We start from the raw sequence: 23,414 nt of genomic DNA, 5'->3' as shown, positions 1-23,414 counted from the left end.
TTGCAGCGGGTACATGCAAGGTCGAGCGTCATCCGGGAGAACGCGCCTCACTCGCCTTCATTGTCTCGTCCAGAACTCCTTTGGCGCCTTCGATTGCCCCTTCTGCTGCGGCATCGGCCGTGGCCGCGAGGTGATCGCGAACTCTGTCCGACGCCTCGCCGGCGGCCTCGTCCTCTAATTCGGTTGCAGGCAGCGCGGCGCCGATCGCGGCACCGATCGCAAAGGCAAGTGCGCCTCCAACCAGGGGCTGGTCGCGAAAGTTCTTGAGAATGGCCGCATTCAGTTGCGCGCCTCGGGCTTGTACCGTCTGGTGGACATCTCGTGCACTATCTGCTGCGGACCGGCCGGCGTCCGCAACGGTATCTGAAATGCCGCCCGCCGCGCTCTTCATCTCGCGCCACGTTGCTGACGCCCAGCCGGAGGCTTCGTCGAACAGTTTGCCTTTTTCATCACGGATATCCTCGATCGGCCGTCCGGTAACGTCGGCGAAACCACGGTAGACTGTGCCACTGGGATCGACGAAATGACCGGCTCTGTGGCCGGCGGCATCGGTACGAGCTCGAAAGCGACTGCCACTTTCGTCTTCGAAGTGGCTGTACCGCTCACCAAAATTCGCTTCGACCGGGCCAACGCGCCGCAAGTTGCCATTCACGGACGCGAGTGGATAGTTGTCGAAATCATCGTCGGGGGCTGAAGCATGAGGTGCGCGGGAGGCGGGATCCGCGAGTAGCCACGCAAGGCCGATGCCCGTCAGAGCTACCGGGATAGGATTAGCCTTCATCGCGCCGCCGAGATTGGTGAGAAATTCAGCTCCTCCGCTCCGCCTCGCATAGGCGAGAAGTTCATCCATCAACTCGCCAGGGGACATCCGCTCCTGGATTATGTGAAGCTTCTCTTCGATCCTTTGTCGATCGGCTTCGATCTCCCGTTGTAATTCGGCAGGCGAATGCGTCTCAGCGGTCATCGTACGGCCTCCTTAGCCACATCGAGGTCACGTTGGAGGGACGCCGTCGTCTTGTCGAAGCGTATGCTGCGGTTTCCGAGCCTCGCGAGGCTGCGCGAAATCATTGCCCAGGCCAGGAGGCCGACGAGAACGCCGACGGTAACGGCTGACAAGGCGTGGGCGTCTGCTTCCCTCATTCCTTGCGCGACGAGGAAGGCGCCGAGACCCTGCACAACAGCACTCAAGAGCACGCCAATGGCCGCAATGGCGAAGATAAGCCCGACAAGAAGCGTCTCGATCCTGCCGATCGCCCGATCAAAACTCTCGCTCGCCTCGGCCTTGGCAAGATCGATTTCCTTCCGGAAAAGCCCGGATATGTCTGTCACCAATCCTGCCACGAGGTCGGATAGGGAGCGGTCGTCACGAGGGTTAAGCATCGCGCAATTCCTTCTCAAAGTCCCAATCGCCTTCCTTGTCAAAGTCCCAATCGCCCTCCCTCTCGTTTGTCGGAGAGGAATTCGATCGAGCATCATCTGAAGTGTTCTGGGATCGCTGGGCCGAGGCAGACAGGAAGCGACTTGCCGCCAATCCCGCAATTGCTGCCATGCCGAGGAAGGCGAGTGGTTGCCTTCGCCCGAAATCTTCTGCCATTGCGGCTATTTCGCCGAGTTCGCGGTCCTCACAGTCGCGCGCCAGCCGCCCAATGGAGGTTCCCATTTGCTGCGTATAACGCCCAAGGACCGGTTGCTCTGAGTGGCGGAGTTCACTTCCGACCTTCTCCATGGCGCCTGCAAGACCGCGTAAATGGCGGGCCAGCGCGTTCTTTTCGTGATCGATGGCCCGGGCTGCGGTTACCTTCGCTTGGCTGGCTTGATCATCACCACGTGAATTTCTGTCAGCCCGGGCTTCATCTGGGCCCTCGGGGAAACCGTTCCCGGAGCTCGTCGCGGACCGGCCGTTCTCCTCGGACGACGACAACCTTTGCTGTTGCTGGGGTCTACGGTCCCTTGGGTCGTCGATCATTTGCGCCTCCTCTTCGATCGGACGGCGGCCCGATTCATTGCACATCAAACCAACGAATTTGATCCTTGTTCCTCGGATGGAGACCGGCAACTTCTCCGGGGTTGAGCACGGATTGTTAGTCCCGAGTGGTTCATGACCATCGCTTTGCTCAAGGAGGAGGCGACGGTGGCGGTGGAATGGACGATCACGATCCAGGGGAAGGCGCCGTCTCTCGTCGGCAGGTCCGAATTGATAAGAGTTGGGAGCGCCTGTTCGACGGCGAGGTCGGTTTGTCGATCGAAGAGGGCAAGAAGATCATGGCGGCGCTGCAGAGCGCGGTCGTAAGCCACGAAGCCGAGACCTATTCCCTTTTTCGTCGGGTCTGCCCGGATCGCCACTCGTTCCGGCCGGTCAAGGATTACACGACGCGCCAGATCCGAACCGTCTTCGGCACGGTCGAGGCCCGCAATCTCCGCTGGGTGCTGTGCGGGGATTGTCACCCCGGCATTGCCGGCGCCTTCGCACCGCTGAAGGAAATCTGCCCCGATCGAGCGACACGCGAGTTGATGGAACCGACAGCACGGCTGGGAAGCATGATGCCGGCCGAGTTCTTACCTGTCGAGCCAACGGAAACGCATGCTGCCGTGCGCCAGCGCACCATCAAGATCGGCGAGCGACTAGACGATCGGATTGCACAGGACGAACGACGCGCAAGTCCTTATGAAACTGATGAACGGCGCCAGCCGGAAATGCATCTTCCCGGCGACCGACGCAAAGAATTCGTCATCAGCATCGACACGGCTCAGGTCCGCAGTGCCGATCCCAATTCGGCGCGAAGCTTCGAACTCGTTGTGGCCCGATGCGAACGGCGAATGTCGCGATCGTTTGAGGACACCGTTCCGGCAGCCAGAACCGAACATGCCTTCGATATTCAAACCCAAGCCACCACTCCTGCGTGCCGCCTGACCCCAGAAAAGTTACCGGTCTCCGCCGAACGGCGAACTGGAAGTGACGGCTTCGCAATTCGTAATGAATAGGACGGTCGCCTGGTGTAAGTTTTTCCCCAACCGCGTGGGGTGACTTGACCACCTGCTGTATGCTGACACCCGGCTCCAAACGCGACGTTAGAGCATTCGATCGGCAATTGTCGCTCCCGGCCCTCTTTGATCTTTCCGACGGCAAAGTTCCACCCAATTGAGGCGATCGGAGTCAACAACATGCCACCAGTCCGGGATGTCGATCCTTACCCCTGGCCTTGACCGGGATCGAACCGCAGCGCCCGTTATCAACAAGACGACCGGCTGCTCGAACCAGACACAACCCTATTTGATGCCGCCACGGCGAACGACATAGCTGAGATCGATGTCGCCGAGCGATACGGCTCCGAGAAGTGCCATATTCTGATGAATTTCGGATTTCAGAATATCGAGGGCTCTGAGGACACCTGGACCGCCGGCGGCTACCGCAGCGTAGATGAAGGGGCGCCCGATGAAAACGAAGCGTGCGCCCAAGGCGAGTGCCTTGATTACATCGGTGCCCCGCCGAAAACCTCCGTCGACCATGACAGCGGTTTTATGGCCGACGCGCGCAACGATCTCAGGAAGCGCACTTAACGGCGACATGGTGCCGTCGAGTTGGCGGCCCCCGTGGTTTGACACAATCAGCCCATCCGCACCAACGTCGTGAACCCGCAACGCGTCATCCGGATGGAGAACCCCTTTGACGACGAGCTTTCCCGGCCAGCGTCCTCTGATGCGCTCGAGATGGACCCAATTGAGGTGATCCCTCCTCCCGAAATCACGCATGATGTTCGATGAAATGATCGGCGCGCCACGGTCTGCGTAGGAGTTCTCAAAATGCGGAACGCCATGCACGGCCAGAGTGCGTAAAAACGTACCAATCGTCCATCGGGGATGGGTGATGCCTTGCCACGCCAAACGCAGGTTCGGGCGCAATGGAGTCGAGAAGCCGGCGCGTACATTGTTCTCGCGATTGGCCAGAGTAGCCGTGTCGACCGTGAGTACCAGCGTCTGAAAACCGGCGCGTAGTACCCGGTCGACGAGCGCGTCAATTCGATCCGGTTCTCCCGGCAGATATGCCTGGAACCAAGATTCCGGGGCGGCGGCGGCGACTTCTTCGAGCCTTATCAGCGACGAACCACTCATGATCATGGGAATTCGACGCTTCCTGGCCGCCTGGGCCAGCACGACGTCGCCGCGGTAGGCCATCAACGCACTGATGCCCATTGGCGCGATCCCGAACGGCGCGTCATATGTTTCGCCAAGCAACGTAGTTTGGGTGCTGCGCCTGGAGACGTCTCGAAGCACACGGGGCCGAAAAGCATACCCATCGAAGTCCTGTGCATTGTAGCGCAGCGACGCGTTGGTTTCGCTTGCGCCAGAGATGTATCCGAACAATGGCCGCGGCAGTCGCCGCCTGGCCATTTTCTCGAAATCATCCAGGCAGAGGTACCGCTGAAGACCATCGCCCATCTCTAGACCACCAGGATTGCGCGAAAATCGTTCACATTTGTTCCCGTCGGCCCGGTGAGGAACAGGTCATCCACGGCGTTGAACGCTGTCCAGGCATCGTTCTTGGCGAGCAGCGCTTTCGCGTCCTGGTCCAACGCTTTCAATCGCGCCACAGATGAGGCATCCGCAAAAGCCCCGGCATTGTCTTCCGACCCGTCGATCCCGTCCGTATCGGCAGCCAAGGCGAAAATCCCATCGCAGTCGGCGATGTCTATTGCAAGCGAAAGGAGGAATTCGGGGTTTCGGCCACCTTTGCCGTCACTTCGCAGCGTCACGGTACTTTCGCCGCCCGACAAGAGGACCACCGGCCCCTTGAAAGGCCGATCTTTGTTGAGGACTTCTCTTGCAATTGCAGCGTGGACCTTGGCGATTTCGCTTGCCTCCCCTTCCATGGCATCGCCAAGGATGACCGCCGGAACGCCCAGACACTGGGACATCTCTGCCGCAGCTTCCAACGATTTGGCCGCCGAGGCAATGACGCGCACGTCGTTTCGGGAAAAGCATTGATGATCCGGATCAAGCCGGCGTTCAACCGGTGCGGAAAGAAACTCGATGACGCGTCGCGGTAACTGAATTCGATATCGCTCGACAATGTCGAGTGCATCGGCATGGCTCCTGGAGCTTGGAACCGTCGGCCCACTAGCCACCAAACCGGCAATGTCGCCTGGCACATCCGACACGATCAGCGTCAGGATCTTCGCAGGATGGGCCGCGATGGCAAGACGCCCTCCCTTGATCCTGGAGAGTTGGGTTCGTACGACATTCATAGCGGAGATCGGCGCGCCCGACGCGAGGAGCGCCTCACCGACTGCAATCTCATCGTCGAGCGTCAGGCCGGGTTGCGGCGCTGCAAGCAACGCTGAGCCTCCCCCGGAAATCAGCGCAACCACAAGGTCATCTTCTGCCAACCCGGTGACGACTTCCATCAGACGCTGGGCCGCATGCAGACTGGAAGCATCAGGGACCGGGTGGCTCGCCTCAATAACCTCAATCCGATCACACCGAGCACCCCCTCCCCGTTTCGTCACGACCAGCCCCTCAAGAGGGCCATCCCAAAGCTTTTCAAAGGCTTGAGCCATCTGAACAGACGCTTTTCCGGCGCCCACGACGATGGTCCGTCCGCAAGGCAGGTTCGCCTTGATGGCATCGTAGGGATTGGCGGCGCTAACCGCAGCCGAGAAGAGACTGGTCAGAAATGCCTTTTGGTCCTGCCTCGGGTTCATCGCGCTAGGCCGCCACAAGGTTGACGGGTTGACCCTGTTCAAACGCTTCCACGTTTTCGATCAATTGATCGACAAGCGTCTGAACGGCTTCGCGACTTGCCCACGCGACATGCGGCGTCAGGATGAAATTCGGCAAATCGAGGAGGCGCATAAGAGCGTGACTGCGTTCTGGCGGCTCGGAGGTGACGACATCAAACCCGGCGCCGCTGATCAGTCCTTTGCGAAGGGCCACCTCAAGAGCCGCCTCATCGACCAAGCCGCCCCGGGCCGTGTTAATCAGCAGCGGCCGCTGCGCCATGAGCGTGAACTCTGCGGTGGAAATCATGTTGCGGGTCGAAAGCATCAGCGGAGAATGCAATGTGATGATGTCGCTCATCCGCAAAACATCTTCGAACGGGGTGTAAAGCGGCCCCATCCCCTTCGTCCCCTTATAGTCGGCGAACAGCACCTTCATGCCGAACGCGCGGCCGAGATCGGCGACGGAACGGCCCAGCACACCATCGCCGATGATCCCCAACGTCGCGCCCGACAGATCACGAATTGGATAGTCGAAGTAGCAGAACTGACCGGATTCCTGCCACCGACCGGCACGCACCGAGTCCCGATAGGCCACCAGGCTCCGGCGGAGCGCCAGGATCAGGGCGAAGGTATGCTCCGGAACCGTATTGACCGCGTAGTTGCGGATATTCGACACGGCGATGCCGCGCTCGGCACAGGCCCGAACGTCTACGACATCTGTACCGGTTGCCGCGACTGCCACGAAGCGCAGATTTGGAGCTCCCGCAATCGCGGCATCTCGAACTGGAACCTTGTTGGTGATGACGACGTCTGCATCGCGAATGCGGTCAGCAACTTCCTCCGGCCTTGTGTGATCGAACTGGACAAGTTCGTGAGGAAACGAAAATGCACGAAATGTAATGTCGGCAGGGAGCGTATGACGATCGAGCAACACAATGCGAGCAGGTTTCTGCGGGAACTTGGACATGCGAATTCAGCCCGGTTGAGGTGGAAGACGGCCGCATTGAGCGACCGTCATGAGGTTCAACAATGGAACGAGGGGTCAGGCTTCTTCGTCCTGGAACGCTTCCTCGCGTGTCCGACGGAAGGATGGCAACACCATCAGCACGAACATGCCCACGGTGGCGATAAGCAATGCCAGGCTGATCGGTCGTTCGTAGAATACGCTCGGATCACCGTGAGAGATGGTCATCGCACGGCGGATGTTCGTCTCGAGTAGCGGGCCCAGTACGAAGCCGAGGAGCAGCGGTCCAGCTTCACATCTTGCCTTACGGAAAGCGTACCCCAACAGACCGAACCCTGCGGCGAGAACAACGTCGAAGATGCGATTGTTGATGCTATATACGCCGACGCAGCAGAAGAGCAGAATCGCCGGATAGAGCAGGCGGTAAGGAACTGTCAGCAACTTCACCCAGACGCCGATGAGCGGCAGGTTGATGACGACGAGCATCAGGTTGCCGACCCACATGCTCGCGACGAGGCCCCAGAAAATTTCGGGCTGGGTCGCAAGCACCGTCGGGCCTGGGGTAATTCCGTGGATGATGAAGGCACTCAACATCATCGCCATCATGTTGTTCGAGGGGATACCCAAAGTGAGCAACGGAATGAATGATGATTGTGCACCGGCGTTGTTGGCGGCCTCAGGGCCAGCGACACCTTCAACGGCACCATTGCCGAATTCTTGCGGATTCTTGGAGACTTTCTTCTCGACGGAGTAGGCACAGAAGGAAGCAAGCGTTGCTCCTCCCCCCGGCAGCACGCCTAGGAAGGTCCCGACGCCAGTGCCACGCAGGACGGCCGGCCAAGCGCGGCGGAAATCGTCCCGTGTCGGCCAGAGCCGGCTCAGCTTGCTGACGAGCACGCCGCGCGCCTCGTGGTTCTCGAGGTTTTCGATGATCTCGGCAAAGCCGAACAGGCCAATTGCTATCACCACGAAATCGATGCCATCGAACAATTCGACCGCGCCGAACGTCAGGCGCTCCTCGCCCGAACTGGCGTCGATGCCGACCATGCCGAGCAGCAGGCCAAGGAGGATCATCCCGATCGCCTTGAGCACCGACCCACGGGCGAGCACTGTCGCCGCGAGCAAGCCGAACAGCATGAGCGAGACGTATTCCGCCGGCCCGAATGACAGGGCAAAAGAGGAAAGTGTCGGCCCGGCAATCGCAATGCCAAACGTGGCAACCGTCCCAGCGAAAAAGGAACCGAGCGCTGCGACGGCCAATGCCGACCCCGCTCGCCCGTTCTGCGCCATCTTGTAGCCATCGATCGCGGTGACCACTGAGGATGCTTCGCCCGGCAAGTTGACCAGGATTGCTGTCGTGGACCCACCATATTGCGCGCCGTAGTAGATGCCGGCGAGCATGATGATACCGGCCAAGGGCGGCAGGTAAAACGTGATCGGCAGGAGTACCGCAATCGTTGCGGTTGGACCGATACCGGGCAGCACGCCGATAAGGGTTCCGAGCAGTGCGCCTAATAGGCAGAAACCAAGATTGGTCGGCGTCAGCGCTTCGCTGAAGCCCAATACGAGGAGGTCAAGGAATTCCATATTCTAAGCCTCAAAACGGCCAGATTGGCATCTGCACGCCCAACCCGACGATGAAGACCAAGGCGCCGAAGGCAGTCAGCCCAGCGGTGAGGATGAGCACCTCGCGGAGCTTGGAGTCGTGATCGGCAACGCTTCCAACGAGAAGCAGCCAGACTGAAGCGGCCACGAAACCAAAGAATTCGGCGATAAAGGCAAAGCCGACCACTGATGCCAGTATGATTGCCACTGGCCAGAGCTTCGGCTTGGAGATCTCCGCGTATTCCCGGAAGGCACCAAGGCCACCGACAGCGACACCGACGGCGATCAAAAGCCAACAGACAATCCGCGGAAGGTAGCCGGGACCCATTGCGGACGCTGTACCGAGGGTCAGGTCGCGCCCGGCCCAAAGGCCGAGCGCTCCGAAACCCACCAAAAGTGCTGCCGTGAGGAAATCTGGGCGGTCCCCAGTTCCACCCACCTTGCGCGAGTTCGACATCAGTTCTGTTCCTTGGCCAATTTCCAAATCGCGCCGAGGCGTTCTGCCCTCACCGGCATTTCCTTGTTCCAATCCTCAGTGGACAGGTAGGACAACGCGAGTGACTGCTGCTTGGCCTTCGCCTGGAACTCGGGATTGTCGAGTGCCTTGCGAACGGCTTCAGAGAACTTTGTACGGATCTCCGCTGGAACGTCGCAACCCATTGCAATGCCGCGTTCGGAGCTCATCAGCACTTCGAAGCCCTGTTCCTTCGCCGTCGGCAGATCCGGGGCGATTACGGCGCGCTGCTCCGCGAACTGGCCAAGGTTCTTGAATGCCGAGTGGTCGCTTCCGACAAACTCGCCGACGTTGATGCCGATTGTCATCACATGACCACCAAGCAGTGCGGTGCGTGCCTCGTTGGCCCCATTGAAGGTTACGGCGGTGAGGTCGATACCGGCAGCTTTCTCAAGCTGAAGCATCGCCAGATGCTCGTCGGTACCAAGTCCGGTCGTACCGACGGTTACCGCCCCGGGGTTTGCCTTGGCGTAGGCAACCAGGTCTTTGAGCGAATTGAACTCGGAGTTGGCTTGCACGATGAACGAGCCCGGATCTTCGACGATGCGGGCGACGGGGCAGATCTTCTTGGGGTCGAAACGGACCTTGCGGTCCATCTGCATGGTCAGATAACCGGGAGTGTTCAGCGAAGAGGCTGTATAACCGTCTGGGCGGGCTTCAGTCATCGCCGTGTAGGCGATTTCGCCCGAAGCACCCGGCCGGTTCAGGATGGTGATCTTTGCACCGAGCTCCTTCTCGACAAAGGGAGCGAGTGTGCGGTTCATAACGTCCGTGCCACCGCCTGGTGCAAAGGCAACGATAAATTCGATCGGCCGGTCCGTCGGCCATTCGGCATGAGCAGCGCCTGCGCCAAGGAGTAGGGTCGTTGCCAGCGCGGTGTTTCGGATCAAGTGCTTCATGGTATCCTCCCATTGATGACAGTACTTTAGAGCGCCGCAGCGCTTCGAAGGTTCGCTCGGCCCCACCCGGAGCCATCCGGTGCGTAGGCCGAGACTTTGACGTGGCCGGTAAACTCACCTCCTCGTGAGGTACCCGGCTGGTTTACCCAAGGCTGAGCGGTCAGCCCTCTGCCGGCAGTTCGCAGCCAGCTTTCGCGAGCGCATCGTTGAACCATGTCGGCTTGTGCGTCCCCGCCTTGATGTTCTCCATCTGCTTGTTCTCAGCCGCGTGCTTGGCTACGGTGCGCTCGTAGACCTCAGCGACGTCATCGATCGGAACCACGACGACCCCGTCTGCATCACCCAGAACCAGATCGCCCGGCATGATCACCATTCCGCCGATGGCGATGGGGCAATTGATTTCGCCAGGGCCGTTCTTGTACGGACCCCGATGGGTCACGCCAACGGCGAACGACGGAACGTTCATCTCAAGAAACGCGTCAGCGTCACGAATGGCTCCGTTCAATACAAAACCGACCACGCCTCGGCGGCGGGCATAGTCGAGCATCATTTCGCCCATTAGCGCGTGAGTAACATCGCCTCCTGCATCCATGACGATCACGTCACCTTCGGCGGCCATATCCATCGCCTTGTGAAGCATGAGGTTGTCGCCTGGCGGCGCCTTGACCGTGAGGGCGCGGCCGGCAAGTTTACCGGAACGGTGCATCGGTCGAAGTTGCGCGCCAGCCGCATGCATGCGGTGCATGCTGTCGCTGACATTGGCAACCGGCAGTTCACGGAACTTCTCGACCCACTGTTGCTCGACGGTCCGAGGACGGCTGCGAACTCTGAATCCTATGGTCAACGTGTTCTCCTGAATTTGGTAGTGACAATGTTGAATGTGAGCGATTGTCAGGCCGAGGCCGCCAGGGTCCGGAAGTTCACGATCCTCTCGCGGCCAAGTCCACGCCCTTCTACGATGGCGAGCACTCCCTCGATCGCGTCGACGCCGACACGGACATTCGCCTCTTTCGTGACCCCGCCGATGTGGGGCGTCACGACGATCTTCCGTTCCTGCCAGAACGGGTGGTCGGGTGAAGGTGGCTCGGTCTGGAAGGTATCGAGGCCCGCGCCCGCGATGTGGCCGCTGGCAATTGCGCGCAGCAGCGCGTCCTCATCGATGAGGCCACCACGCGCGGTGTTGATCACATAGGACCCCGGCTTCATCCGAGCGAGACCCTTGTCGTCGAGGAGATTTCGCGTCTCGGGCGTGAGTGGGCAGTGCAGGCTGACAATATCCGAACCTGCGAGGATCTCCTCAACCGTGCGCGCTCGGGTGACGCCGGCCTCTGCGAAGGTGGCATCGTCCGTGAACGGATCGTATGCGCTGATGCGGATACCGAATGTTTTCGCGAGCATCGCCGTATGGCGGGCGATCGCCCCGAAGCCGATGAGCCCCATGGTCATGCCCGAAAGCTCTTTGCCGGAGAAACCTGGCTTCTCCCACTTTCCCGCTCGTAGCCCACTATCCAGCGGCAAAATCCCCTTAACCGTAGTAAGCAGCAGGGCGATGGCGTGTTCCGCGACGGAAAGAGCGTTCGCACCGGTCGCGACGACAACCGGAATTTCGCGACGGGAGGCCGCATCGAGATCTATGTTGTCCACCCCTACCCCATGTTTGGAAATCACGCGCAGCGAGGGGGCAGCAGCAATCGCCGAGGCGCCGAAGCGGCCCATCCGCACAATAACACCCACCGGATCCGCTCTCGACACGATACCCACGAGGTCTTCTTCGCTCGTATAGGGCGGTACGTAGACCAGGCTGTAGCCGCGTTCTTCGGCGAGCTTCACTGCCCGCTCATTGATCGCTGGACCGGTGACGAGAATGTTTTGGCTTGGCATGCGTACCTCGATTGGCAATGGCGAGGACGCGGAGCACTAACGGTGCTTTCTGCCAGATCCTCCCTCGTGCCCGAACTCCCGTGGGCACCTCTTACCCATGACGTTAACATAAGCTTTTCTTGAAAAAAGCGAATAAATCTGTCAAAGATAAACAGCAAAACTTAATTCAACAGGTGACCGTTGGATATTCGTCAGCTGAAAACGTTCATCGCGATTGCAGAACACGGCACGTTCGCGAAGGCCGCCGACGCAGTCGGGCTCACGCCGTCTGCTGTGAGCCAGCAGATCCAGTCACTAGAATCTGAAGTGCGAGCAGAGTTATTCGATCGTTCCACGCGGCCGATCACACTGAACAGCCAAGGACTTCAGATGCTAGAGGCCGCACAAGGTCTTGTGCGCGCTGCCGATGATGTCGTTGACGCTATTTCCGGAAAGTCGGTCAGCGGCACATTTACCATCGGCTCCGTGCGTTCAAGCGCACTTTCTCTCCTGCCGAAGGCGATCATTGCACTTAAGAACGATTTCCCCGATTTGAAGATCAAACTGCACGTTGCCAATACCGACGAGCTGCTCAACGATGTCGTTACCGGACGCCTCGATTCAGCGATGGTGGCCGAATATTCGGGCGTTCCATCGACATTGCGCTGGAGCCCCTTCATCCAGGAGCCTCTCTTCGCGATCGCCCCGAAGGGAACGCCTCCTATGCCTGCAGCGGAGATGCTCTCGGAGCTTCCTTACGTGAAGTTCATCAGCCGGTTTCGCTTGGCCAACATTATCGAAACCGAGGTCGCCAGACGCGGGATCGTCACAAACGTCATTGCCGAGATCGACACCATCACAGCGGTAGTCGCCTGCGTGGTAAATGGGCTCGGAGCATCAATCGCCCCCTGGAGCGCTTTGAAAGAAGCGTCTGGGGAGATGGTTGCGGTGCCCTTTGGCGATCCGCCGATCTCTCGCCAGATCGGCCTTATTGAGCGGCGGGCCAGCCCTCGGGCGGCGGTAATCGATCGGCTGCATCAGCATTTGGTCAGTTTCAGCGGAAAGTACGGGCTTGCTCGTTGACAGTAGGTCTTTGAGCGCGACGGGGATGTTCAGCTAATAGGTTGGGTCGCCGATCTTATATCGAAGTTCGCCGGCGCGTCGCGTTCAGTTCCCAGCCGGTCGACAGCGTGGTGACGTGGCACTGTGAACTGCCGCCTGATCCCTAAATCGGTTCCTATCCAAGGAATCATCCAGTAGATCATCATGCAAAGATGGAGGCTACGACCCTGCGGTGCATCGATTGAGTTGGGATGTCAGGTTTTTCGCGCGCCCCGCTTTCGAGGTGGCAGCGGACCTGATCGGCGCCGAATTCGCAGTGTCCGGCGTCGGCGGCATTATTGTCGAGACCGAGGCATACCTGCCCAATGACGCCGCGTCGCACAGCTTCGCCGGCGCCACCGACCGAAATCGAGCGATGTTCGGTCCGCCAGCGCACACCTATGTTTATCTCTCCTATGGCCTCCATTGGTGCCTCAACTTCGTTTGCTTGCCCGGCAGCGCCGTCTTGATCCGCGCGATCGAGCCGAAGTGGGGCATCGAGGCGATGCAAGCGCGGAGGGGTGTTCGTAAGGACAGGCTCTTGTGCTCCGGGCCGGGACGCCTCGGCCAGGCGCTGGCGATCAATAGAGCGCAGGATGGCCTGCCGCTCTGGCAGGAGCCGTTTCACCTCCACCTACCGGCTCAGCGTCCGCCGATCTCCAGCGGTATCCGTGTGGGAATTACAAAGGCGGTGGAACACCCGTGGCGTTTCGGGCTCGCCAACTCGCCCTTCATCAGCCGTAAATTCTAGCGCGGAAACGTCTGCGCCGTTTTTAGCCTGATCCCGAGGCTCGACTTGTCGGAATCGATCGCGTTCAATGGCTCTCGGGCCCGACCCAGATTCATCGTGATCTCGATAGCCAATCAGTGGAGGCGACCAAATGACGAAATCAAATGTGGGCTTCATCGGGCTCGGGCTGATGGGTCAGGGCATGGCGGCGAATATCCTGAAGAAGGGTTTGCCGCTTTGCGTGATGGCGCATCGCAATCGCGTGCCGGTCGACGCGCTGGTCGCCGAGGGCGCGACGGAGGCAGCAACACCGCGCGATATGGCCGAGCGTTGCGACATCATCATCCTTTGCGTAACCGGCTCGCCAGAAGTCCTCTCGGTGATTGAAGGCCCGGACGGCATCGCTTCCGCCGGCAAGCCGCTCACCATCGTCGATTGTTCGACCTCCGATCCCTCCGTCACCACAAAACTCGCTGCGAACCTCGCCGGCAAGGCTATTACCCTCATCGATGCGCCGCTCAGCCGTACCCCGGCGGACGCCGCCGCCGGTACGCTCGATGTGATGGTCGGCGGCGCGGACGAGGACGTGCGCCGTGTCTGGCCCTTGCTCGAATGCTTCGCCGGCAGAATCGTCCACACAGGCCCAACCGGCACCGGCCACACGATGAAGCTGCTCAACAACTTTCTCTCGATGGGCTATGCGGCGCTCTATTCCGAGGCGCTGATGCTCGGACGCAAGGCGGGGCTCACCCCGGAAGTCTTCGACAGCGTCATTCGAGGGGGCCGCATGGATTGCCCCTTCTATCAGACGTTCTTCCGCTGGGTGCTGGAGCGTGACCCGAACGCCCACAAGTTCGCAATCCGCAACGGCTTCAAGGACATGAGCTATCTCGCCGGCTTCGCCAATGCGAGCGGCGTCGCGAACCCGATCGGGGCCGCAGTCAGGAATTCCTTCGCCCAGGCGGTCGCAGCTGGTCGCGGCGAGGATTACGTGCCGATGCTATCGGATTTCGTCGCCGAGGCGAACGGCATCAAGTGAGAGGCAGCTGTTAACGGCGGCTTTCTCCGACGTCGAGCATGACATCGAAGGGTCTATGCGCGCCAGCCATTCACGTCGTCAACAAGGACCAAGGGCTCCGATTTTTGTAGGCCGATCAGTTCCGGTTCACCGTACGTCCCCAATCTCCGTTAGCGGACGATACGTGCTTCTTTCCGTCGCGTGGATTATGCGTACGTTTGACCATCGTCGCGGAGCAGAAACTTCCCGAAATCAGGCGATAATCTGGTCTGCCCGCAGTGCCGCAAGTCCGGCCGAACCGAGAACATCTTCACCGCGTTTGGAGCGGCGAAAATTGTCGAAGTAGAGCGTCCATTCGCTCTGGGCTGCCGACCGGTAGGGGCCGAACTTAAAGTACTGCCGCGAACCGAGCCCGTGTTCGTCATGTCCGATATGGCCACGGACCGTGACGACCCAGCGGTCGTTGGCGAAGAGTTCAATATGCCCTGTGCCGTCCGGTCCGGGTCGCGTCATAACTGCAAAGTCGATCCATCCGCTATCCGGCGATGGCAGTGAATTCCCCCTGTTGACGACCGTGATGCGATCCGTATAGGCCGTGAATAAGTGCCCGTCCGCTGGCCTCCAGTCAGGGTCCGTGGCAACCAACGCGCGCATCTGCCGCTTTCCCGGCCGAAGCCAAACAGGCGTGAGACCAGATGTCCGGGTCGACGAGAGAACGGGCCCAGGGATCACCGGAAATGTGGTTTCGACCGTCGCAAAGAGCCGACCACGCACAAGACGAAGCGCGAGGAAAGGGCTGTAGTCCCCCCTTGCCTCGGGACCGATCTCACGCTTCCACTGTGCGATCAAATGACGATGGTCAGCCTGCGGAATGGGATCGGCAAACCTGACCGAAAAGCCGTACCAGACAGCCTTGTCAAAAGGGACCCGGAGGCTAGTGCGTTCCCACACCTCCGCCCGCTCACTTCGATCTTCCTCGCCCTGCCAGAGTGGCCGGACGCTTAGCTTTAACGCGCCCTCACTGCCGTAGGTTACGTCGCTCTGAAACTCAACGGAACCCGCCCGTTGCTCGGCATTGTCACGATAATAGAGCCCACCCCTGGGCGAGAAGCTGTCGCCCTCGAAGCCGTCAAAAAGGTTGGCTTCCCAGGACAGTGGCGTCGCGCCGCCGACCTCATCAGATTCTTCACCAACGGTGTCCAGCCCCCTCTCCTCCATGGTCTTAGCACCCGCTTGCTATCCTGCGACTGTCCATCGCGAGCTTGAGATCAGCGATGTGGTCGTCGCACCGAGTTAGGTAACGGCCGTTGTTTGACATCAATCGACCGACACCTCCGCAGACGTCGCAGGTGTGGTAAGATCGGCTGGCGATCTCGTGGTAGATCACGCCAAGGGCGGCGGCCTTTTCTGCCGACAAGCGATAGCCGTTCGCTGGCGTCAGATAGCAGCGGAGACCGCCCCATTTTTCTTCTATTTGCCGAACGTAGACCATGGATAGCAGACCGTGTTGGATCACGAACTCTTCGACGCGCTGCAAATACTCTTCAATCAGTGCGTTCCAACCGGCGTTTGTGGTCAGGAAATGACGCCACGCCTCCTGGCTCGTCCTCGGATCGAAGAGTCCGGCATACGTCTGACGAATGTGCGCGACGAACTCTGCATCGGTCATACGGAGGCTACCCTCGCATGAATCCAGATAATCCGATTGGGGCCTTTCCAACCGCTCAAACAGCACCCTCCTCAATTCGATCCGAGGCGTCAGTCGAAGAGCGTCACCGGCAAACCGGACTGGCGAAGCGCCTTGCACCTAAATGCCAAACTTGTCGTGGGCGGTGTGCCGCCGGGGAACGAGACGGGCCGAACCTGTCCCTGTTCCCCGGAGCGCTATTTCAGCTCACATTTCTCACCGGCGGGATCGTCCACGTGCCGTCGATGATGGAAGGATTGGCCTCATTGGGCCAATAGAGGCGCATCATCAGGATAAATTTCCCCTCAGGCGCGGGCAGCCAGTTTGATTCCATGTCCGCTCCGGGAGATTCATGCTGGATCAACAGGTCGATCGAGCCGTCCGGGTTGGCCTTGAGCGGCTCCCTTGCACTGATCGAATAACGGTTCAGCGGGTTGTCGACAAAGAAGTACTGCGCATCATACATGGTCAGTGACCAGAAGCCCCCAACCGGCGGCGTCAAACCTTTCTTGAATGTCAGCACATACTTCTCGGAGCCATTGTAGGCCCGCTTGATCAGACCCCCGCCGGACTTCGTCGACGTTGGGTAGATCGCGTCCTGTGGCCGGTTTGCCCCAAGACCGATCGCGGTGACCAAAGCACGCTGCAGGTAGTTGGTTCCGTAGACGCCGGTCTTGGTTGTGAAGCCCCAGCCGTCGATGTCCTGAACGTCGCCGTCGCTGAACTTGAAATGCATCATGATGCGGGCGAAGCCGGCCTGGGGGACACGCTTCACAAATGCGGGATCGAATTTGCTTTTGTCAAAGTCCTTACCGGGAACGATCCCCAGCTCGGCGAGCTTAGCGACCATCGGTGCGTCCGCATCAGTCGGCGGATTTCTTTTCAGGAGCTCGGCGAATAGAGTGAAGTATTCGACGGCGTTCATGCTGTTGACTTGCTCGCGCACGGCAGTCTTCATGTCGATCGCCGGGTCGACCTTGCCTTCGGGTGCCGTCCAGTCTTTCCCCCAGGCACTCAAGGGGTAAAGCTTGACCTCATCCTGCAGCTTATGGACTTCTGCATAATCCTCTGGTGTGCCGGTGCAATAGATACGACCGAGCAACCAGACGATGCTTGTCGGCGACTTGTATTGCTTCAGTCCATCCGGCAGCGTACCTTCCCAACCGGGACCGGTCACCACGAAGGTCTGCGCACCTGTACCGGTCGTCCGCTTTCCTGGAACGTCGAACACCGTCGTCCAACCATCCAACATGGGGAACAGCGCATAACGATCCTTCAGATCCGGTAGGCTGATCACCCAGGGCTCGTCACCCACGTCGAAGAATGCGGTCGTGTATAGTGTGTCGGCATTCGGCGCGGTCACATCGCGGAACTTAGCGTCCGGATACTGCCGCAGCTTGATGACATGCCCCATCGGGCCGCGGGTGCCCTTCGACTCGGCTACGTTGGTGATTACACGCCGAGTTACCTCCATCGTCACAAGCGGATAAGCGTAAATATACGCTTCGACCGCAAGTGCGAATTCGTCGAGACCCTCCGGCAAATTTGCCACCAGCCCGTCGTTGGCGTTCGACGTCGACCCCATAGATCCGGCGGCCATCAGCCCTAGACCAGCCACCGTCAGCTCACGGCGCGTAATATCCATTTTATCCTCCGAAAAAACGATTCATGACGAAATGTATGCAAAACGCGGACATAGACTTCTAACGCCTCAATCCACGACCGCAGAATGACAACCGAGGCAAGAATTGGGCTATTTGGCGAGACCGAGATTAATCAATTGGACCCGCCGGTTTTCCGCCGCTTTCGAGTCGGCTGCATCCAGCGGCCACTCCTCGCCCACACCGATCGAATACAAGCGGTCTGGTGCGATCGCAAACGTGGTCGAAAGCGCCTCGGTTATGGCGTTGGCGCGCTGCGCGCTAAGTTCGAGATTGTGTTGCGCGTCTCCCGTCGAACTCGTGTGACCGACGACGAGAAATTTGTAGCGCCGCAGGTTGGGATGATGCAACGCATCGGCGATCAGGCCGACCGTACGGTAAGATTTTGGCTCGATGGCGACGGAGTCGTTTTCGAATTCGATATCTACGATCAGTTGCGACAACTTGGAGAGTTTCTGCCAGTTCGGAAGGTTGGCGACACCTTTGCCGGCACTTGCCGATGCCTCTTCTACAAGAAGCGCAACGTCGATCGCAGGCGCGGTACTTTCCAGTCTGCCAAGCGTACGGATAAGTTGCGTGTCACTGATTTCCTGCGATGCTACTTCGCCAGCGAACATCGTGAGCCCGATCGTCAGCAACGCGCCAAGTTGGATTCTCTTCATCGTCTTGCCTTTCGTCCTCAAGAAGCCTCAACGCCATCCGGCGTCGATGATGGCCTGGCCGCATTGCCCTTCGTTCACGCGCGTCGCCTTGTTCAGACAGGAGAGAACATTGCCCTCGCCTTTGACGCTCTTGCAGTACTGGGCGATGTCATGCTTACAAATCGTCGCAAAGGACGACTGCGCTGCCTGACGTTGACTTATCGACGTGATCACGTTCGCCAGTGTCACGGTACAGGCCGGGGAGACTTTGCCCTCGTTCTGCTCGAGACAGGCCTGAATTCGGCCGCCGCCGAGATTGAGCCCCTTGCAGTATTTCCGGATATCCGCGCCACAATCGTTGGCGAGCATGCTCACCGCGTCGGCATAGCTGATGGTTTCCGCCCGACCGATGGTGGTAAGGGCAATAACCGCAAGAAGGATCGTTCCTCCGAAAACTCCAAGTCTGTTCGCCATGGCATATCCGATCGAAAACAGCGTTGAACTCGACTGCCCCAGCCGACTGGCCAGGCATTAGCTAGCCCTGACATGCTCAATGCGACGGCCAAAAGAAAAGTAGCTTACAGTATCCAACACCCTCATTACGGCTGCATCGCTGTTCTGCCACCATGGCGAGCGCGATCGAGTTGCCGTATCGGACGCTCTTCGCACTCTAGACGGCTGCACTGAATCGATGCGCCGGCATCACCGCAGAAATCGAGAAACACGCCTGCGCACCAAGTGCAGCTTCCAATTGCGTGCGGAAATATCCCCAGAGAGTCACCTCGGTAGCGCCGACATACGGCGTCCGATACTAAGAACCTACCAGTGGCTACAGGCGCACGAGCGAGAACAGGCGTAGATTTCGAGAAGCAACATCTCACAGGAGCGATTTATGAAGCGCATCTTCGCCATGGCGGCTGCATTGACGGTGACTGCAAGTGCCGCCCACGCAGACGATCTCATCGTCGGCAACTGGAAGACTGAACTGGGCGACACTGCTGCCATCGCACCTTGCGCTGAAGGCTACTGCATAACCCTGAAATCCGGGAAGCACGCAGGCAAGCAGATTGGTACGTTCCATGGCAAGGATGGAAACTATTCGGGAAAGATCACGGATCCCGAGGCGAACAAGACTTATGATGGCTCCCTTTCCGTTTCAGGTAATGCACTGAAGTTGAAGGGGTGCGTCCTGAGGGTCGTATGCGAGTCTCAGACCTGGCCGCGGATTTGAAAGCGGGATTTCCTCGCGCCCAAAAAAGAATCTCCGACAAGACGTCGCCCGCCACGAGATAATCGCAAAAAACTGTCGATCACCCGCCCACAGCGCATGAACATGGCTATGGATGCGCTCTATGAGCCGCATCCGAGCGCCGCAGCGCCCAGAGACGCCGTCTCTACCTGCCGTGACAGCCCCCGCACGTCCGCGCGAGGCTTCACCATTCACGCGCTCAATCGCGATACTCCTTCAAGTTTTTCATGAGAATCCGTTTTGAACCGGATCGGTTGGCCTTTTCGTGCGCCCGATGCTCGGACACGGGAACTTCACCGCAGCATCAAAATCGCTGTGTTGGTCCGGTGTGCTTTCTGGACGAGCACACTTTTTTGCAGCATAGGTTACAGAAAGGGCGCTAACTAAATCTGTAATTGTTGCATTTGCGTAGTGGGGGCGATCGATGGACACCTTTGTGGCAAAGGGATCAAAGGACGCGGAAGAACCGCCAGGATCTGCGCCAAACCCAGCAGATATCCGGGACCAGCTCGCGCGCATCACATCCAGCCCAGAGTTTCCGCAGGGAGGCCGCGGCCCTGCTTTCCTTACTTTCGTCGTCGAGGAGGCCCTTGCCGGACGCGCGCAGCGCCTGAAGGGCTACACTATCGCGGTCGAAGTGTTCAAGCGTAGCGAAAACTTTACCCAGGACGACCCCGTCGTCCGTATCGAAGCCGGGCGGCTGAGGCGGTCGCTCGAGCGCTACTATCTTGTGGCGGGACGGCACGATCCAATCAGGATAGATATTCCAAAAGGACGCTATGCACCTTCGTTCGCCTGGAATCATCCGATACCTACCGCGGCGACATCTGCTCCCGCCGAGACCGATGGCGATGAGAACCGCCAAACGAGGCGAAGGAATTTGTGGCCGATCCTTGGCCCTGTTGGCGCTTTTGGGCTGGCCGCGCTGATTTACTCGGCAAGCGAACATATAGACAAGGCCACGACCTGGCGCGGCGCCACGAAATCGGCATACGAGCCGACGCTGGTGATCGCACCTTTTGCCAATCTGGGAGACGACCCGCAGGCCGATCTTTACACAAGCGGCCTCACTGAGGAATTGCTCACCGCGTTGCCGCGATTCAAGGAGATCATGGTCTTCGGTCGCGAGACGTCGAAGTCACTTCCCCCCAATGTTGAGGCGTCTGAAATTCGTGGCGGTCTCGGCGCTCGCTATCTGCTTGCAGGCGGTGTCAGGGTGTCGGGCTCCAAGGTCCGGGTGACGGCACGTCTGTTGGACACATCCGACGGTGCTATCCTCTGGTCGCAAACCTACAACGATGACTTGTCCAGCCGGGAACTTTTCGTCATTCAATCCGACGTCGCGAGCAAGGTCGCGACAGCTATTGCCCAGCCATACGGAATCATCGCTCAGGCCGCCATGGCAAGCCCGCCCCCCGATGATCTCGGCGTGTACGACTGCACGCTCCGCTTCTACGCGTACCGTTCTGAGCTGAGCCAACAAACGCACCTAGCCGCTCGAGAGTGTCTCGAAAGCGTCGTAGCGCGTTACCCAACGTATGCGACCGCTTGGGCAATGTCGTCCATCGTTTATATCGATGAGGACCGCTTCCGCTTCAACCTCACGCCCGGCCAACCGACGCCGCTCGAGCGAGCGTTGCGCTCCGCCCGCCGAGCGGTTGAACTCGAACCTGGAAATACCCGGGCGCTTCAATCTTTAATGATTGCACTGTTTTTCAACCAACAACTCGCCGAGGCGCTTCAAGTTGGCGAGGAGGCTCTGGCAATAAACCCGAACGACACCGAACTGTTGGGCGAGTTCGGAACGCGGCTGGCAATCTGCGGCCAGTGGCAACGCGGCGCAGATCTCCTTGACCGCGCGCTTGCGCTTAATCCCGGCGGCGCAAGTTTTTATCACGGAGCGAGAGCGCTTGCCGCCTACATGCTGAATGACAATGACAAAGCTGTGAGCCTGATCCGGACAACAAAATTGCAGACGTTCCCGATGTTTCATCTGGTCGCAGCCGCAATCTACGCGGAGGCCGGCTTCCTGGACGATGCGAGGCGCGAGGGCGAAATCTTCATGAAAATGCGCCCGGATTACATTCCCAACATCATGGAGGAACACAGGAAGCGCAACATCCAGCCACGCGACAATCTACGGATGATTTCGTCGCTTCGCAAAGCGGGCCTTCCTGTGCCGAGCGTAGAGGAAGTCGAGGCGTCAGTATCGGCCTCCACTGCGTCGAAACTCCCCTGAAGGTTATGATGGCAGACAGAGCCTACGGTCTGCCCGCACAGAGCCTACCAGACGTTACGGGTGTTCCGTCTCTCTGACGATTACGGTTTGCCAATGGCAGGCCCCTGACGCAGGCCACATCGAGAGGCATAGGCAGATGTTTCACTGGAATAGGAAAACCACCGTTTCAAGCGCTGCGTTCGCGTTAATGTCGGGACTGATGCTGCAAACACAGGCCGTGGCGGCAGAAGTTGACGCCAAGAACCTCCTTAAGGCGATGTCAGACTACGTCGCTTCGCAAAAGGCGATTTCCTTTGGCTACGACTCAAACCTGGAAATCGTCACAGCAGATCATCAGAAGCTACTGCTGGCGAGCTCCGGGAAGGTCGAGGTGGGGCGACCAGACAAGCTGCGCGTCACGCGGTTTGGCGGCTTTGCAGATATCGAGATGGTTTTCGACGGCAAATCGGTAACCCTCGTCGGCAAGGAGAGCAACCTTTATGCCCAGATAGAACTCCCCGGCACGGTAGAGCATCTGATCGACGAGATGCGCGACAAGCTCGGTAGACCGGTTCCCGGTGCGGACCTGCTCCTGCCCGACGCCTACAACAAGCTGATGGAAGGCGTAACCGACATAAAGGATCTCGGCAGTGGCGTGATCGGTGGCGTTGAATGTGACCACCTCGCGTTCCGGGCGAAAGACGTCGACTGGCAGATCTGGATTGCGCAGGGCGAAAACCCGCGTCCCTGCCGTTACGTGATTACCGCCAGCCAGGTCGATCAAGCTCCGCAATACAGTATCCAGATCAGGGACTGGAAGACGGGCGTCGATGTCGCGGCGGAAGACTATAGTTTCATCAACAAGACCGACGCCAAGAGGGTCGACCTCAAGGATCTTGCTGACACAGACGAGCTACCCGATCACCTGAGGATGGGAGACAAGAAATGACCGCGCACGCGCGACTGAGGACTGTCCTGCTTGTTGCCGCTTTGTGGCTTCCTGCGATCGATGCCGCTGAGCAGCTGGCGACTTTTGGGCTCTACCGTCCTTTAAAGCCCGCCGAGGCTCGTGTCGGTCGCCCGTTGACGCCGGTCAGCGTCGCGGGGGTCGCTCGACGAACCGTGCGGCGCTGCGGCGTTGGCGTCTATTACTGCTAGGGGCCGGTATCTGGTGAAAGTTGGAAGCTTTTTGATCGATCCACCCACTCACGAAGCGTGCCTTGGTTCTTACTTGCGTCGTCTGCGAGGGATGATCCTTTTCCTGACGGTGGTGACCATTTCCGGATGCGGCGGCCACCCGAAGGGTGTATTGACGCCGGTCGCCGAGACGCAAGCCGACGCAAGCCGGGTGGACATGTTGATCACGACAACGCGTGATCGCTCGCAAGTGCCCGGAGAAATGTTCTCGGGCGAAAGGGCGCGCGCGCCAACGTTCGCCGACATCACAGTATCCATCCCCGCTGTGCGCAAGGTGGGTGACGTGGCTTGGCCAAAGAAGCTACCCCCTAACCCCGCCACCGACTTTGCGACCCTGAAGGCGGACGAACTGA

The 23,414-nt window shown here is 59.3% G+C and carries 24 protein-coding genes and 1 pseudogene; 9 read left to right on the top strand and 16 right to left on the bottom strand.

Translation table 11 applies throughout. The features are described 5' to 3' along the window. Window positions 1-28 precede the first annotated feature (28 nt). Genes ACQ5BM_RS05860 through ACQ5BM_RS05850 form a run of 3 tightly spaced genes read right to left on the bottom strand, consistent with a single transcriptional unit; the run spans window position 29 to window position 1,966 of the window. Complete coding sequence (locus tag ACQ5BM_RS05860) at window positions 29-964, bottom strand: DUF3618 domain-containing protein (protein ID WP_429809032.1); 936 nt, start codon at window positions 962-964, stop codon at window positions 29-31. Next, a complete protein-coding gene (locus ACQ5BM_RS05855) occupies window positions 961-1,380 on the bottom strand; it encodes a phage holin family protein (protein WP_429809029.1) in 420 nt (139 codons plus the stop codon). Before ACQ5BM_RS05855 ends, ACQ5BM_RS05860 begins: the two co-directional genes overlap by 4 nt. Further along, window positions 1,373-1,966: a nutrient deprivation-induced protein gene (locus tag ACQ5BM_RS05850; RefSeq protein ID WP_429809026.1), complete on the bottom strand. Its 594-nt coding sequence runs from the start codon at window positions 1,964-1,966 to the stop codon at window positions 1,373-1,375. Before ACQ5BM_RS05850 ends, ACQ5BM_RS05855 begins: the two co-directional genes overlap by 8 nt. 176 nt (window positions 1,967-2,142) lie before the next feature. Between ACQ5BM_RS05850 and ACQ5BM_RS05845 the strand changes: the two genes are divergently transcribed. Then, complete coding sequence (locus ACQ5BM_RS05845; protein WP_429809023.1) at window positions 2,143-2,982, top strand: hypothetical protein; 840 nt, start codon at window positions 2,143-2,145, stop codon at window positions 2,980-2,982. A gap of 285 nt (window positions 2,983-3,267) precedes the next feature. Here the strand turns inward: ACQ5BM_RS05845 and ACQ5BM_RS05840 are convergent, their stop codons facing one another. The 8 genes from ACQ5BM_RS05840 to ACQ5BM_RS05805 form a co-directional block, all read right to left on the bottom strand. Next, entirely contained in the window at window positions 3,268-4,437 is a 1,170-nt protein-coding gene (locus ACQ5BM_RS05840) for an alpha-hydroxy acid oxidase (protein WP_429809020.1), read from the bottom strand. Window positions 4,438-4,439: 2 nt separating this feature from the next. Next, a complete protein-coding gene (locus tag ACQ5BM_RS05835; RefSeq protein WP_429809017.1) occupies window positions 4,440-5,699 on the bottom strand; it encodes a glycerate kinase type-2 family protein in 1,260 nt (419 codons plus the stop codon). Window positions 5,700-5,703: 4 nt separating this feature from the next. Next, window positions 5,704-6,684, bottom strand: a complete 981-nt coding sequence (locus tag ACQ5BM_RS05830) for a D-2-hydroxyacid dehydrogenase (protein WP_429809014.1) — start codon at window positions 6,682-6,684, stop codon at window positions 5,704-5,706. Between the two features lie 75 nt (window positions 6,685-6,759). Continuing rightward, window positions 6,760-8,268 carry a tripartite tricarboxylate transporter permease gene (locus ACQ5BM_RS05825; protein ID WP_429809011.1) on the bottom strand — a complete coding sequence of 503 codons (1,509 nt, stop codon included), beginning with the start codon at window positions 8,266-8,268 and terminating at the stop codon, window positions 6,760-6,762. 10 nt (window positions 8,269-8,278) lie between these two features. Beyond that, window positions 8,279-8,743 carry a tripartite tricarboxylate transporter TctB family protein gene (locus tag ACQ5BM_RS05820; protein WP_429809008.1) on the bottom strand — a complete coding sequence of 155 codons (465 nt, stop codon included), beginning with the start codon at window positions 8,741-8,743 and terminating at the stop codon, window positions 8,279-8,281. Then, window positions 8,743-9,699, bottom strand: a complete 957-nt coding sequence (locus ACQ5BM_RS05815; RefSeq protein WP_429809005.1) for a tripartite tricarboxylate transporter substrate binding protein — start codon at window positions 9,697-9,699, stop codon at window positions 8,743-8,745. Before ACQ5BM_RS05815 ends, ACQ5BM_RS05820 begins: the two co-directional genes overlap by 1 nt. Window positions 9,700-9,859: 160 nt before the next feature. Next, window positions 9,860-10,543 (bottom strand): RraA family protein, encoded by a 684-nt coding sequence (locus ACQ5BM_RS05810; protein ID WP_429809002.1) that lies wholly within the window; start codon window positions 10,541-10,543, stop codon window positions 9,860-9,862. Window positions 10,544-10,590: 47 nt separating this feature from the next. After that, window positions 10,591-11,580: a hydroxyacid dehydrogenase gene (locus ACQ5BM_RS05805; protein WP_429808999.1), complete on the bottom strand. Its 990-nt coding sequence runs from the start codon at window positions 11,578-11,580 to the stop codon at window positions 10,591-10,593. A 180-nt stretch (window positions 11,581-11,760) separates the two neighbouring features. Here ACQ5BM_RS05805 and ACQ5BM_RS05800 point away from each other — a divergent pair, with 180 nt between their 5' ends. From ACQ5BM_RS05800 to ACQ5BM_RS05790, 3 genes are all read left to right on the top strand, one after another. Next, the gene (locus ACQ5BM_RS05800; protein ID WP_429808996.1) at window positions 11,761-12,642 is read left to right on the top strand and encodes a LysR family transcriptional regulator; all 882 of its coding nucleotides are present in this window, start codon (window positions 11,761-11,763) and stop codon (window positions 12,640-12,642) included. 211 nt (window positions 12,643-12,853) lie between these two features. Beyond that, the gene (locus ACQ5BM_RS05795; protein WP_429808993.1) at window positions 12,854-13,411 is read left to right on the top strand and encodes a DNA-3-methyladenine glycosylase; all 558 of its coding nucleotides are present in this window, start codon (window positions 12,854-12,856) and stop codon (window positions 13,409-13,411) included. A 130-nt stretch (window positions 13,412-13,541) separates the two neighbouring features. Next, a complete protein-coding gene (locus ACQ5BM_RS05790; protein WP_429808990.1) occupies window positions 13,542-14,429 on the top strand; it encodes an NAD(P)-dependent oxidoreductase in 888 nt (295 codons plus the stop codon). Window positions 14,430-14,660: 231 nt separating this feature from the next. On the opposite strand, the gene ACQ5BM_RS05785 is transcribed toward ACQ5BM_RS05790, so the two are convergent. The 5 genes from ACQ5BM_RS05785 to ACQ5BM_RS05765 form a co-directional block, all read right to left on the bottom strand. Next, the gene (locus tag ACQ5BM_RS05785) at window positions 14,661-15,626 is read right to left on the bottom strand and encodes a polysaccharide lyase (RefSeq protein WP_429808987.1); all 966 of its coding nucleotides are present in this window, start codon (window positions 15,624-15,626) and stop codon (window positions 14,661-14,663) included. A gap of 4 nt (window positions 15,627-15,630) precedes the next feature. Further along, the gene (locus tag ACQ5BM_RS05780; RefSeq protein ID WP_429808984.1) at window positions 15,631-16,077 is read right to left on the bottom strand and encodes a hypothetical protein; all 447 of its coding nucleotides are present in this window, start codon (window positions 16,075-16,077) and stop codon (window positions 15,631-15,633) included. Window positions 16,078-16,297: 220 nt separating this feature from the next. Then, window positions 16,298-17,740 (bottom strand): DUF1254 domain-containing protein, encoded by a 1,443-nt coding sequence (locus tag ACQ5BM_RS05775; protein WP_429808981.1) that lies wholly within the window; start codon window positions 17,738-17,740, stop codon window positions 16,298-16,300. 108 nt (window positions 17,741-17,848) lie between these two features. Then, complete coding sequence (locus ACQ5BM_RS05770; protein ID WP_429808978.1) at window positions 17,849-18,418, bottom strand: OmpA family protein; 570 nt, start codon at window positions 18,416-18,418, stop codon at window positions 17,849-17,851. Window positions 18,419-18,445: 27 nt separating this feature from the next. Then, a complete protein-coding gene (locus ACQ5BM_RS05765) occupies window positions 18,446-18,871 on the bottom strand; it encodes a hypothetical protein (protein ID WP_429808975.1) in 426 nt (141 codons plus the stop codon). A gap of 418 nt (window positions 18,872-19,289) precedes the next feature. On the opposite strand from ACQ5BM_RS05765, the gene ACQ5BM_RS05760 reads away from it, so the two are divergent. From ACQ5BM_RS05760 to ACQ5BM_RS05740, 5 genes and pseudogenes are all read left to right on the top strand, one after another. Then, window positions 19,290-19,628, top strand: coding sequence for a DUF2147 domain-containing protein (locus tag ACQ5BM_RS05760; RefSeq protein ID WP_429808972.1), 339 nt, complete (start codon window positions 19,290-19,292; stop codon window positions 19,626-19,628). A 442-nt stretch (window positions 19,629-20,070) separates the two neighbouring features. After that, complete coding sequence (locus ACQ5BM_RS05755) at window positions 20,071-21,885, top strand: adenylate cyclase (protein ID WP_429808969.1); 1,815 nt, start codon at window positions 20,071-20,073, stop codon at window positions 21,883-21,885. A gap of 136 nt (window positions 21,886-22,021) precedes the next feature. Next, on the top strand, window positions 22,022-22,813 hold the full coding sequence (locus ACQ5BM_RS05750; protein WP_429808966.1) for a DUF2092 domain-containing protein: 792 nt from the start codon (window positions 22,022-22,024) through the stop codon (window positions 22,811-22,813). Further along, window positions 22,810-23,022, top strand: coding sequence for a hypothetical protein (locus ACQ5BM_RS05745; protein ID WP_429808963.1), 213 nt, complete (start codon window positions 22,810-22,812; stop codon window positions 23,020-23,022). Before ACQ5BM_RS05750 ends, ACQ5BM_RS05745 begins: the two co-directional genes overlap by 4 nt. A gap of 91 nt (window positions 23,023-23,113) precedes the next feature. Beyond that, window positions 23,114-23,414 (top strand): annotated as a pseudogene (locus tag ACQ5BM_RS05740) (esterase); the annotation flags it as partial.

It is taken from the genome of Ensifer sp. B1-9 (assembly GCF_050474445.1).
Taxonomy (GTDB): Bacteria; Pseudomonadota; Alphaproteobacteria; order Rhizobiales; family Rhizobiaceae; genus Ensifer.
Note: the sequence above shows the minus strand (reverse complement) of the source record. Positions and strands in the feature narration are given on the sequence as shown.

Excerpts from the sequence above, each read along its gene's own strand:
- ACQ5BM_RS05860 (WP_429809032.1), bottom strand. The coding sequence starts at position 964 with ATGACCGCTGAGACGCATTCGCCTGCCGAATTACAACGGGAGATCGAA.
- ACQ5BM_RS05855 (WP_429809029.1), bottom strand. The coding sequence starts at position 1,380 with ATGCTTAACCCTCGTGACGACCGCTCCCTATCCGACCTCGTGGCAGGA.
- ACQ5BM_RS05850 (WP_429809026.1), bottom strand. The coding sequence starts at position 1,966 with ATGATCGACGACCCAAGGGACCGTAGACCCCAGCAACAGCAAAGGTTG.
- ACQ5BM_RS05845 (WP_429809023.1), top strand. The coding sequence starts at position 2,143 with ATGGACGATCACGATCCAGGGGAAGGCGCCGTCTCTCGTCGGCAGGTC.
- ACQ5BM_RS05840 (WP_429809020.1), bottom strand. The coding sequence starts at position 4,437 with ATGGGCGATGGTCTTCAGCGGTACCTCTGCCTGGATGATTTCGAGAAA.
- ACQ5BM_RS05835 (WP_429809017.1), bottom strand. The coding sequence starts at position 5,699 with ATGAACCCGAGGCAGGACCAAAAGGCATTTCTGACCAGTCTCTTCTCG.
- ACQ5BM_RS05830 (WP_429809014.1), bottom strand. The coding sequence starts at position 6,684 with ATGTCCAAGTTCCCGCAGAAACCTGCTCGCATTGTGTTGCTCGATCGT.
- ACQ5BM_RS05825 (WP_429809011.1), bottom strand. The coding sequence starts at position 8,268 with ATGGAATTCCTTGACCTCCTCGTATTGGGCTTCAGCGAAGCGCTGACG.
- ACQ5BM_RS05820 (WP_429809008.1), bottom strand. The coding sequence starts at position 8,743 with ATGTCGAACTCGCGCAAGGTGGGTGGAACTGGGGACCGCCCAGATTTC.
- ACQ5BM_RS05815 (WP_429809005.1), bottom strand. The coding sequence starts at position 9,699 with ATGAAGCACTTGATCCGAAACACCGCGCTGGCAACGACCCTACTCCTT.
- ACQ5BM_RS05805 (WP_429808999.1), bottom strand. The coding sequence starts at position 11,580 with ATGCCAAGCCAAAACATTCTCGTCACCGGTCCAGCGATCAATGAGCGG.
- ACQ5BM_RS05790 (WP_429808990.1), top strand. The coding sequence starts at position 13,542 with ATGACGAAATCAAATGTGGGCTTCATCGGGCTCGGGCTGATGGGTCAG.
- ACQ5BM_RS05785 (WP_429808987.1), bottom strand. The coding sequence starts at position 15,626 with ATGGAGGAGAGGGGGCTGGACACCGTTGGTGAAGAATCTGATGAGGTC.
- ACQ5BM_RS05780 (WP_429808984.1), bottom strand. The coding sequence starts at position 16,077 with ATGACCGATGCAGAGTTCGTCGCGCACATTCGTCAGACGTATGCCGGA.
- ACQ5BM_RS05775 (WP_429808981.1), bottom strand. The coding sequence starts at position 17,740 with ATGGATATTACGCGCCGTGAGCTGACGGTGGCTGGTCTAGGGCTGATG.
- ACQ5BM_RS05770 (WP_429808978.1), bottom strand. The coding sequence starts at position 18,418 with ATGAAGAGAATCCAACTTGGCGCGTTGCTGACGATCGGGCTCACGATG.
- ACQ5BM_RS05765 (WP_429808975.1), bottom strand. The coding sequence starts at position 18,871 with ATGGCGAACAGACTTGGAGTTTTCGGAGGAACGATCCTTCTTGCGGTT.
- ACQ5BM_RS05760 (WP_429808972.1), top strand. The coding sequence starts at position 19,290 with ATGAAGCGCATCTTCGCCATGGCGGCTGCATTGACGGTGACTGCAAGT.
- ACQ5BM_RS05755 (WP_429808969.1), top strand. The coding sequence starts at position 20,071 with ATGGACACCTTTGTGGCAAAGGGATCAAAGGACGCGGAAGAACCGCCA.
- ACQ5BM_RS05750 (WP_429808966.1), top strand. The coding sequence starts at position 22,022 with ATGTTTCACTGGAATAGGAAAACCACCGTTTCAAGCGCTGCGTTCGCG.
- ACQ5BM_RS05745 (WP_429808963.1), top strand. The coding sequence starts at position 22,810 with ATGACCGCGCACGCGCGACTGAGGACTGTCCTGCTTGTTGCCGCTTTG.